General features: G+C 70.4%; 4 protein-coding genes. 1 reads left to right on the top strand and 3 read right to left on the bottom strand.

Annotation, left to right across the window (positions count from 1 at the left end):
- Positions 1-446 precede the first annotated feature (446 nt).
- Positions 447-1,034 carry a MarR family winged helix-turn-helix transcriptional regulator gene (locus ACIQ9E_RS23120; RefSeq protein ID WP_403709838.1) on the bottom strand — a complete coding sequence of 196 codons (588 nt, stop codon included), beginning with the start codon at positions 1,032-1,034 and terminating at the stop codon, positions 447-449.
- Between the two features lie 134 nt (positions 1,035-1,168).
- Here ACIQ9E_RS23120 and ACIQ9E_RS23115 point away from each other — a divergent pair, with 134 nt between their 5' ends.
- Entirely contained in the window at positions 1,169-2,485 is a 1,317-nt protein-coding gene (locus tag ACIQ9E_RS23115) for an MFS transporter (protein WP_403709871.1), read from the top strand.
- Between the two features lie 9 nt (positions 2,486-2,494).
- Here ACIQ9E_RS23115 and ACIQ9E_RS23110 read toward each other — a convergent pair whose 3' ends face one another.
- Both ACIQ9E_RS23110 and ACIQ9E_RS23105 read right to left on the bottom strand, forming a co-directional pair.
- Positions 2,495-4,276 (bottom strand): SpoIIE family protein phosphatase, encoded by a 1,782-nt coding sequence (locus tag ACIQ9E_RS23110; protein WP_403709836.1) that lies wholly within the window; start codon positions 4,274-4,276, stop codon positions 2,495-2,497.
- Between the two features lie 235 nt (positions 4,277-4,511).
- Entirely contained in the window at positions 4,512-6,017 is a 1,506-nt protein-coding gene (locus ACIQ9E_RS23105; protein ID WP_403709834.1) for an NAD(P)/FAD-dependent oxidoreductase, read from the bottom strand.
- Positions 6,018-6,321: the final 304 nt, after the last annotated feature.

The raw sequence follows: 6,321 nt of genomic DNA, 5'->3' as shown, positions 1-6,321 counted from the left end.
CTCGACTCTATCAGATCCTTTCGGGCCTGATTCCCGGTCGAAACTCGGGTTTGTCTTTCCGGCCCTTCGGCCGTTCCGACGTTTCAAACTCTAGCTGATTGCCCGGCCGACTCATAATCGAGTCTTTCGCAATGGATATCGGCATGCCGATATCCACCCCGTTCGGGGAACCGTGCTGAGTTTGGGTGCCGCTTTCGCGGTGGGAGTGGCTGCCGCAGAACCGTTCCGGTCCGCGACAACTTGAGGAACCTTACGAGCGCATGAAGGGCGTGTCAACTTCCCGTGGCGCCGGTTCGCCAAACATCCGCCATCCGGCCAACTGACTGTCCTGTTCCCGTCCGTGCGCCGGCGGATCCCGCCGGTTCCCGGCAGCGCGGGGACCGCGGGAGACCCTCTTCCGTACCGCGCTGCGGCGGTACGGACACCGGCCGCGGATCCGCGGTGGATCAGTCCAGGTCGGTCAGCCGGCCGCCCGCGTCGGGCTGGGTGTGCTCCACCCGGCGCAGGACCCGGATGAGCAGTTCACCGAGGACCCCGCGCTCCCCACCGGAGAGATCGCAGAGCAGGTCCTCCTCGAAGGCGCTGGCCATCCGCATCGCCTCCAGCCACTTCGTACGGCCCTCGTCCGTCAGTTCGACGATCACGCGGACGCGGTTGTTCTCGTCGCGGTCGCGGGTGACGAGGCCTTCGCTCGCCATGCGGTCGATGCGGTGGGTCATGGCGGCCGGGGTCAGGCCGAGGCGCTTGGCCAGCTCGCCGGGGCCCATCCGGTAAGGGCTGCCGGCCAGGACCAGGCTCTTGAGGACCTCCCACTCGGCGTTGCTGATGCCGAGGGCGGCGACCTGGCGGCCGTACGCGACGTTCATCCGGCGGTTGAGGCGACCGAGGGCCGAGACGACCTGTTCGACCTGGGGGTCCAGCTCTCCGTACTCCCGCTGGTAGGCGGCGATCTGCTCGTCGAGGGTCGGCTCCTGCGGCGCGGCTGCGTCGTCCTGGCCGGTCACGGCAGGGCCCTCGGGGGTCGCGGTAGGCATACGCCGCAGTATGGCACGCCGTTCATTGGCATTGAAGTCCTTCGACATGTATTGTTAAGGCCCTAACTTTACTGTTGAAGTCTTCAGGCTTCAGTCCTTCAGAGCTAACAAGGCAGGTGAGTGTGGCCAGGCAGATGGGCGCGGCGATGCGCCGGATCCAGGCAGGTAGCGCGCTGAGCGCGTTCGGACTCGGTTTTACGGTGCCGTTCCTCTACATCTACGTGGCCTACACACGTGATCTGGGGACGACGGCGGGCGGTCTCGTCATCGGCGTCTTCGCCCTGGCCGCCCTGATCGCCCTGCCCTTCGTGGGACGGGTCATCGACCGGCGCGGGCCGAGGCCCGTGGTCGTCGGCGCCTCGGTGGTGGCCGCCGTCGGTGCGGTGCTGTTCGGGCTCTCCACGAACATCGTCACCGTGATGCTGTCGGCCGCGCTGCTCGGCGCCGGTACGGCGGTGACGCAGCCCGCGCTCGCGACGATGATCGTCTGGGCTTCGGAGGCGCACGCCCGCACCCGCGCCTTCGCCTTCCAGTTCTTCCTGCAGAACATCGGGCTGGGGCTCGGCGGTCTGATCGGCGGCAATATCGTCGACAAGAGCCGGGCGAGCAGCTTCACCCTGCTCTTCAGCATCGAGGCCGTGATGTTCCTGGTGCTGGCCGCGATCATCCTCTCCGTGCGGCTGGCCCGTCCGGAGCCGGTGGCCGGTGCGGCCGCCGAGGGTGCCGAGGGCGGCGGTTTCAAGGTGCTGCTCCAGGACAAGGCGATGGTGAAGCTGCTGGTCCTGGGCTTCATCCTGTTCTTCGCGGTGTACGGACAGTTCGAGTCGGGGCTCTCCGCCTATGGCACCGAGGCCGCCGGTATCGAGCCGTCGATGTTCGGTACGGCCCTGGCCGCGAACACCGCGGTGATCGGTATCGCGCAGTTCGTGATCCTGAAGTACGTCGACCGCTACAAGCGGACCCGGGTGATCGCCGCGGTGGGTCTGATCTGGGCCGTGGCCTGGGCCATCGCGGGGTACGCGGGGCTCGGCGCGACCAGCCAGGCGATGGCGACGGCCGCGTTCATCTCCACGTACGCCCTCTTCGGGCTGGGTGAGGCGATGCTCGCGCCGACCGTGGCACCGCTGGTGGTCGATCTTGCGCCGGAGTCGATGGTCGGCCAGTACAACTCGGCGTTCGCGCTGGTCAAGCAGTTGGCGCTGGCGCTGGGGCCGGCGATCGGCGGGCCCATGGGGGCCGCGCTCCACGCTCCGTACATCGTGACGTTCGTGCTCTTCTCGCTGGCGGTCACGGTGCTGGCGGTACGGCTGGGTCGGATGCTCACCCCCGTACAGAATCAGCCTGCGCTGGTGGCGCCGCCGTCGCGGGTGGTCGCGCAGTACACGCCGGGTGAGAAGGCCGAGACCAGCCGGAACACCGGGAAGGCCGAGAAGATCGGCACGGCGGCCTGACGGCCGCCGTCAGGGGGCGGTCGGTGCGGGTGCCGGGAGGGCGAACTCGCACCAGACCGCCTTGCCGCCGCCGGGGGTGCGGCGGCTTCCCCAGTTGGAAGCGATGGCCGCGATGATCGAGATACCGCGGCCCGTTTCGTCCTCGGTCTCCGCGCGGCGGCGCCTCGGGAGGTGGTCGTCGCCGTCGGTGACCTCGATGATCAGCCGCCGGTCCGTACGGCGCAGCCGCAGTTTCATGGGCGGGGTGCCGTGCTGGAGGGAGTTGGCGACGAGTTCGCTGGTGGCCAGGACGCCCAGATCGTGCAGCTCCGGTGAGAAACGCCAGGAGGCGAGGACTCCGGAGGCGAAGGCGCGGGCGCGCGGGGCCGCCTCGATGCCGCCGAGCAGATCCAGGGCCGCGTTGTGGAAGAGTTCGGCGGCCGTGCCGGAGCGGGCGGGGTGCTGGACGAAGAGGACGGCGACGTCGTCGTCGTGTTCGGCGGTGATGCCCATGGCGCGGATCAGGCGGTCGCAGACGATCTGCGGGGTTCCGGTGGCGCCGGACAGGGCGCGTTCGAGGGCGGCGACGCCTTCGTCGATGTCCTCGTCGCGCCGCTCCACCAAACCGTCCGTATAGAGGACGGCGCCGGAGCCGGGCGGCAGGCCGATGGTGCCCGAGGTGTAGAACCAGCCACCGGTGCCGAGCGGGGGTCCGGTGGGGTTGTCGGCGCGGTGAACCGTGCCGTCCTCGTGGCGGACGAGGATCGGAAGGTGGCCGGCGGAGGCGTAGACCAGACGTTCCTCGTTGGGGTCGTGGACGGCGTAGACGCAGGTCGCGATCTGGCTGGCGTCGATTTCGGAGGCCAGGCCGTCGAGGAGCTGGAGCACCTCGTGCGGGGGCAGGTCGAGGCGGGCGTAGGCGCGGACGGCCGTGCGCAGCTGGCCCATGACGGCGGCGGCGCGCACTCCGCGGCCCATCACATCGCCGATGACGAGGGCGGTGCGTCCGCCGCCGAGGGTGATCACGTCGTACCAGTCGCCGCCGACGGCCGCGTCCTCGCCGCCGGGCTGGTAGGTGGCGGCGACGGTGAGGTCGTCGGGCTGTTCCAGTTTCTGGGGCAGCAGAGAGCGCTGGAGGGTGACGGCGGTGGCGCGCTGGCGGCGTTCGCTGGCGCGGAGGCGTTCGGCGGCTTCGGCGTGGTCGGTGACGTCGGCGGCGAAGACCACCACTCCGCCGGGGCCGGCCGGATCGCCGTCGCTGCCGCCGTCGGCCGTGGGATGGTCGACGGGGATGCAGGTGACCGTGTAGAAGCCACCGGAGTGGACCTTGCGGGATTTGACGGTACGGGGCGTTCCGCTGCGCAGCACCTGGTCGATGAGCGGGTTGAGGCCGAGGTCGGCCAGTTCGGGGCAGGTGTCGGCGGCGGGGCTGCCGAGGGGGCGGGGGCCGAAGGCGGCGGTGTAGGCGTCGTTGACGTACGCGATGCGGTGCTCGGGGCCGTACAGCAGGGCGACGAGACCGGGGAGGCGGCCGAGCAGTTCCCGGACCGGGAAGTCCTCCAGGGCGGGGGGCTCGGGGTCGGCCGGGCGGTCCTGCGCGGGGTCCGGGGCCGGTGGGCCGTCGGCGCGGGCGGTGGGGACGGCGCCCTCGTCGTGGGGGTGGGCGCCGGGGGTCTCGTCGCCCCGGTCGTCCGCTCTGTCCTCGCCCCGGCGGGGCGGGCGGGGGGAGAGGGAGAGTCCGCGGTCGGTCCTGCGCGCCGCGGCGCGGCGCTGCGTCCCGGGGAGCCGTGCGCTCCATCGCGTGAAGTTCACTGACGTTCTAGCCTCAATGATTGTCGCCAAGGGTCACGAGGGTCACTCTGTGCAGATGTGAGCCCACCTATGGTCACACGTCCAGTGTGGCCGAAGGGACTGACCGCCGGTGTCGGCCGGATGTCGACCGGGCGATCGGCCGGTGTCGTACGGGTGCGGTACGGGTTGCGGGAAGCCTGCGGGTGCCGGGGCGCGGCCGCGGGTCCGCGGGGCTCGTGCCGCCGGGGGCGGTGCGTCAGCTCTTCTCCGGACCGGGGGTTCCGGTGTCGCCGGTGTCTTCGGGGTCACCGGTGTTTGTGTTTCTTGTGGTGGCGGGGCCGTTCCCCGTGGTCCGGCCGGGGGTGGCTCCGGCGGCGATGGCGAATTCGGCACGCGGGTGTTCGAGTGAGCCGAGGGAGACGATCTCCCGTTTGAAGAGTCCGGAGAGCAGCCATTCGCCGAGGATGCGCGCCTTGCGGTTGAGGGTGGGCATGCGGCTGAGGTGGTAGACGCGGTGCATGAACCAGGCGGGGTACCCCTTCAGCTTCCTTCCGTATACATAGGCGACGCCCTTGTGGAGGCCGAGGGAGGCGACGGAGCCCGCGTACTTGTGGGCGTACTGCTTCGCCGGGCGGTCGTGCAGGGACGCGGCGACGTTCTCGGCGAGGACCTTGGCCTGGCGGACGGCGTGCTGGGCGTTGGGGGCGCAGAGCGCGCCGGGTTCGGCGGAGGTGACGTCGGGGACGGCCGCGGCGTCTCCGGCGGCCCAGGCCCGGTCGGTGCCCTCGACACGGAGTTCGGCGGTGCAGCGCAGCCTGCCGCGGTCGTTGAGGGGCAGATCGGTGGCGGCGAGGACGGGGGCGGGTTTGACGCCTGCGGTCCAGACGATGGTCCGGGACGGGAAGCGGCTGCCGTCGCTGAGGACGACGAGGCGGTTCTCGCAGGAGTCGAGGCGGGTTTCGAGCCGTACGTCGATATTGCGGCGGCGCAGCTCACGGATGGCGTAGCGGCCCATCTCCTCGCCGACCTCGGGGAGGATCCGGTCGCTGGCCTCGACGAGGACCCATCTCAGGTCCTCGGGTTTGACGTTGTGGTAGTAGCGGGCGGTGTAGCGGGCCATGTCCTCCAGTTCGCCGAGGGCCTCGACGCCCGCGTAGCCGCCGCCGACGAAGACGAAGGTGAGGGCGGCGGCGCGGATCGCGGGGTCACGGGTGGAGGAGGCGATGTCCATCTGCTCGATGACGTGGTTGCGCAGGCCGATGGCCTCTTCCACGGTCTTGAAGCCGATGCCGTAGTCGGCGAGGCCGGGGACGGGGAGGGTGCGGGAGATGGAGCCCGGTGCGATCACCAGCTGGTCGTACGGGATCTCCACGGCGCCGGTGCCCTCTTCGGCGGTGGCGAGGGTGGAGACGGTGGCCGTGCGCTTGGCGTGGGTCACGGCGGTGATCTCGCCGATGAGGACGGCGCACTTGTCGAGGACCCGCCGGAGGGGGACGACGACGTGGCGGGGCGAGATGGAGCCGGCGGCGGCCTCGGGGAGGAACGGCTGATACGTCATATAGGGGTCGTGGGAGACCACGAGGATTTCGACGTCTCCGCGGGCCAGCTCGGGTCTGAGCAGCTTCTGGAGGTGCAGCGCCGTATACATCCCGACATAGCCGCCGCCCGCGACGAGGATGCGGGTGCCGCGCGCCGGTCCGGTGAAGCGGTTCTTCTGCGGGGTGCCGGGGGTCTCGCCCCGGGAATGTGCAGCCGTCACCATCCCATGAGGCATCGGGTCCCGTCGTTTGTCCACAGGCCCGGCAAATTGTGTGACCGGAGGCGGGTGGCGGCGGAGTGCCGGAGGGGTCGCGGAAGGCGGGGAAGGTGCCCAGGTCAGGGGCGGCGGGCGGGGTGGCGTTCGGGGGCGCAAACGGGAGCGTTCAGGTCCTTGCTCCGATCGGGGGGCGCTCCGTGCGGAACTACCCCCTTCTGAATTGACCCGGGCTCAACTATGTTCGTACCTCGTCGGGGTGCGGGGACGCGGTACTCCGGCTGACCGAGGTGGGGAGGTCTCCGGGGGGAGA

The organism is Streptomyces sp. NPDC094448 (assembly GCF_044763775.1).
Classification (GTDB): domain Bacteria; phylum Actinomycetota; class Actinomycetes; order Streptomycetales; family Streptomycetaceae; genus Streptomyces.
This window is presented reverse-complemented; position numbering and strand designations above follow the sequence as displayed.

Bases quoted from the DNA above. Each gene is read 5' to 3' on its own strand.
- ACIQ9E_RS23105 (WP_403709834.1), bottom strand. From the start codon at position 6,017: ATGGTGACGGCTGCACATTCCCGGGGCGAGACCCCCGGCACCCCGCAG.
- ACIQ9E_RS23115 (WP_403709871.1), top strand. From the start codon at position 1,169: ATGGGCGCGGCGATGCGCCGGATCCAGGCAGGTAGCGCGCTGAGCGCG.
- ACIQ9E_RS23120 (WP_403709838.1), bottom strand. From the start codon at position 1,034: ATGCCTACCGCGACCCCCGAGGGCCCTGCCGTGACCGGCCAGGACGAC.